Origin of the sequence: Sphaerobacter sp., from assembly GCF_019683595.1 — a bacterium.
Classification (GTDB): Bacteria; Chloroflexota; Chloroflexia; order Thermomicrobiales; family Thermomicrobiaceae; genus Sphaerobacter.
On the sequence record NZ_JADGHZ010000278.1, the window covers coordinates 1 to 3396 of the forward strand.

At 69.4% G+C, this 3396-nt stretch carries 3 protein-coding genes; 2 read left to right on the plus strand and 1 reads right to left on the minus strand.

The window, feature by feature from the left end:
- Positions 1–137 precede the first annotated feature (137 nt).
- Both IRZ30_RS16545 and IRZ30_RS16550 read left to right on the plus strand, forming a co-directional pair.
- Positions 138–1244: an ABC transporter ATP-binding protein gene (locus IRZ30_RS16545; RefSeq protein WP_294086755.1), complete on the plus strand. Its 1107-nt coding sequence runs from the start codon at positions 138–140 to the stop codon at positions 1242–1244.
- 96 nt (positions 1245–1340) lie between these two features.
- Positions 1341–2693: an FAD-dependent oxidoreductase gene (locus tag IRZ30_RS16550; protein ID WP_294086756.1), complete on the plus strand. Its 1353-nt coding sequence runs from the start codon at positions 1341–1343 to the stop codon at positions 2691–2693.
- A gap of 154 nt (positions 2694–2847) precedes the next feature.
- Here IRZ30_RS16550 and IRZ30_RS16555 read toward each other — a convergent pair.
- Positions 2848–3396: dCMP deaminase family protein (locus IRZ30_RS16555; RefSeq protein WP_294086757.1), on the minus strand; the 549-nt coding region annotated here is incomplete at its 5' end.

A 3396-nucleotide genomic window follows, 5' to 3' on the forward strand; every position in this document is an offset into this window, starting at 1 on the left:
GATGCCGGCGGACTATGAGATTGAGAGCCTGCACGAGCTGACGACGATCGTGGAGTTCAACCGCTACCCGGAGCGCTACCAGCGAAAGGGGTAGGGCCGACTGACCGGGTCGGAACGACCTTGCGACAGGAGCGAGCATGCGCGTAGGCGTTCGCGGACTAACGGTTCGGATCGGGAACGTCACCATCTTGCAGCCCGTCGATCTCGACGTGGAGGACGGGGAGTTCTTCGCCCTCCTCGGTCCGAGCGGCTGTGGCAAGACGACCTTCTTACGGGTGCTCGCCGGCCTCGAACGCCCCGCCAGCGGCCGCGTCTGGATCGGTGACCAGGTGGTGAGCGACGCCGACGGGGTGTTCCTCCCGCCGGAGGCGCGCGACGTCGGCTTCGTCTTCCAGTCGTACGCCCTCTGGCCGCACATGACGGTCTACGAGAACGTGGCGTTCCCGCTCAAGGCGCGCAGGTGGGACAAGGCCAAGATCCCGGAGCAGGTGGACTGGGCGCTGCGCATGGTCGGCCTTGCCCACCTCAGCGCTCGACCGGTGACGGCGTTGAGCGGCGGACAGCAGCAACGCGTCGCGATCGCGCGTGCCATCGTCTCCCACCCGAAGCTGCTGCTCATGGACGAGCCGCTCTCCAACCTAGATGCCGACCTGCGCCGGGAAGTCCGCGATGAGATCCGGCGGTTGCAACAGGAACTCCAGATCACGACGCTCTACGTGACGCACGATCAGGAGGAGGCGTTCGCCATCTCGGATCGCATCGCGGTGATGAACGCGGGTCAGATCCTCCAGGTCGGGTCGGCCAAACAGATCTACGACGCCCCGCAACACGCCGCCGTCGCCCACTTCCTCGGGCTGAAAGTCCTTCAAGGGGAACTGGTCCGCGACGGCGGCCAGGCGGCGCTGGAGATCAATGGCTCCCGCGTGCCGTGCGCGGCGCCCGACGCGCTCCCTGAGGGGCCGGTCGAAATCGCGCTCGACGCGGGGAAACTGCACGTGTGGCGGCCGAGGAACCCGTCGGATGATCCGCCCGAGGCAGCGCTCCCCGCGTTCGTGGAGCGGGTTGCGTTCTCCGGTCGCTGGGGGTGGCGCGCGCGGGTCCGGCTTTGGGAAGAAGTCGCGCTCGAACTCTACACGCCCGCCGAGCTGCAAGAGCGCACGGAGGTGCTCCTCGTGGGCGAGCCGGGCTTCCTGCGCGTCGTCGGCCCGGTGGCGGCGACGGCAGCCACTGCAGCGACGAACTGATCCTCGTCGCTGCTGGGGCCGAATCCCGGCGTTCGGCGGGCTCGCGGCTGGCCCTCGACCGTGTCCGAGGGCCGGCTGATGCGACAGGGAGATGACATGACCGATAGCCTGTCTGCCGTGCGCACCGTACGGCGCGGCGACACACCGGGCCTGACCGTCCAGGCGGATGTCTGCGTCGTCGGCGCGGGGATCAGCGGTACAACCGCCGCGATCATGCTGGCGCGGCGCGGGCACCGCGTCGCCCTCGTTGACGCCTGCACCTGGATCGGTGGGCAGGCCGTCGGTGTGCCGATCGGCACCATCGCCGGTCTCTTCTCGTCGGGGCCGAGCCCGTTCCTGCTCTCTCCGGTGTTGGCCTCCGAGGTGCTCGATGCCCTGGCGCGGGAGGACGCCTGCTTCATCCAGTACTCGCGGCGGGCGCGCACCAACACCGTGGTCTACGACGAGGTCACGGCCATGCGCATCTTCGAGCAGATGCTGCGCGAGGGTGACGTGCAGATCATCCTCGGTGGCGTGGTGACCCGTGCCGACGTGGACGGCAGGCGCATCCGGGGCATCGACGTGGCCACGCGGTTCGGCGCCTGCCGCATCACCGCGCGCGCCTTCGTCGATGCGTCGGGGGACGCCGCGCTGGCGTGGACCGCGGGCCTCGCCTGCCGCGAGCCCACCATGACCATCCACGGCACCCAGATGTGCGTGCTCGAAAACGTGGCCTGCGGCGACCCGGCGCAGACGCGCGCGGTCGTCCAGCACGCTGAGGAGCTCATCCGTGAGCGGGGTGAGGCATACGGTCTCCAACGCCGCCAGGGAGTGATCTTCCTGCTCCCCTCCCGCCAGGTTGCCATCCTCAACGTCACGCACGTTGAGACACCGCTCGAACCGGTGGCATTCTGGCGGCACGGCCTCGAGGGTCGCGAGCAGGTTGAGCGAGCCATCGCGCTGCTCAAGGCCGAGTACCCCGAGGTCTTTGGTCGCGCCCACGTGCGCAGCCTCGGCCACCCCGGCATCCGCCAGACCCGGTCGATCGTGGGCATGCACATGCTCACCGTCGACGAGGTGAACGCAGGGGTGCGCTTCCCCGACGCGATCGCCCGCGTGGCCTGGCCGATTGAGCTCCACGACACGGCGGCCGGCTACCGGTGGGAGCCCTTCCCGGATGACCACGTCCACTACATCCCACTCCGCTCCCTCCTCCACGCCGAGGCGGACAACCTCATCGCCACCGGGCGCTGCATCGACGCCGACCCGTGGGCGCTCTCCAGCGTACGGGTGATGGGGCCCTGCATGGCCACGGCGGTGGCTGCGGCCGAGTGCGTCGATCTTGCGCTGCGCAGCGATTCCAGTCTCCACGAGGTCGACGTTGCCAAAGTTCAAGAGCGCATCGCGCCCAACCTGGACGGCGAGTGGCCCTGGCCGCCAGAGGGCGGGACGAGCGCATCCGGCGCCTAACGCCGCGCCGTGGCACGGCGGCCGGCACGCGACCGCGGAGTTCTCGGGGGCGTTGTCGGGAGCATCTCGTGGCGCACCTATCTGCCGGCCTGGCTGCGATCCACGCACATGATGTCGGGAGTCACGGCCAGCCTCGTTGGTGCGCGCTCTCGTGTCACTCGGCGTCGGCGACCGGCGGCGCTGCGTGGCCTGTCTCGGCTGTGACGCGCCGCGGCATGGCCCAGGCGGCGCGTTCGTCAGGGATGTTCACCTGCCGGATGCCGTGGGGAATGGCCTTTTGGATGCGCTCGTATTGCTCCTGGAGGTGGTCCGGGGGTTGCCACGGGTGGAGGTAGTAGACCGCCTCGATCTCGGCCTGCAGCAGCTCCTTGAGGCAGCCGAAGCAGGGCTGCATGGTGGTGTAGACCACCGCTCCGCGGACGGCGATGCCGAAGCGAGCCGCGGTCAGGAGCAGGTTCTGCTCGGCATGGACGCAGATGCACGCGTCATATCCCTGACCCGCTGGATACCGCTCCGGGTGCGCACAGCGGTCGCAGCCACCCTCGTCGCAGTTCTTCATCCCCATCGGCGTGCCGTTGTAGCCGGTGGCGATGACCCGGTCCTGGAGCACCAGCACCGCCCCGACGCGGCTGCCGAGGCAACTGGCCCGCTCGCGCACGGCCATCGCGAGCCGCATGTAGTACTCGTCGCGCGCCATCCGCTC

Bases quoted from the DNA above. Each gene is read 5' to 3' on its own strand.
- IRZ30_RS16545 (WP_294086755.1), top strand. From the start codon at position 138: ATGCGCGTAGGCGTTCGCGGACTAACGGTTCGGATCGGGAACGTCACC.
- IRZ30_RS16550 (WP_294086756.1), top strand. From the start codon at position 1,341: ATGACCGATAGCCTGTCTGCCGTGCGCACCGTACGGCGCGGCGACACA.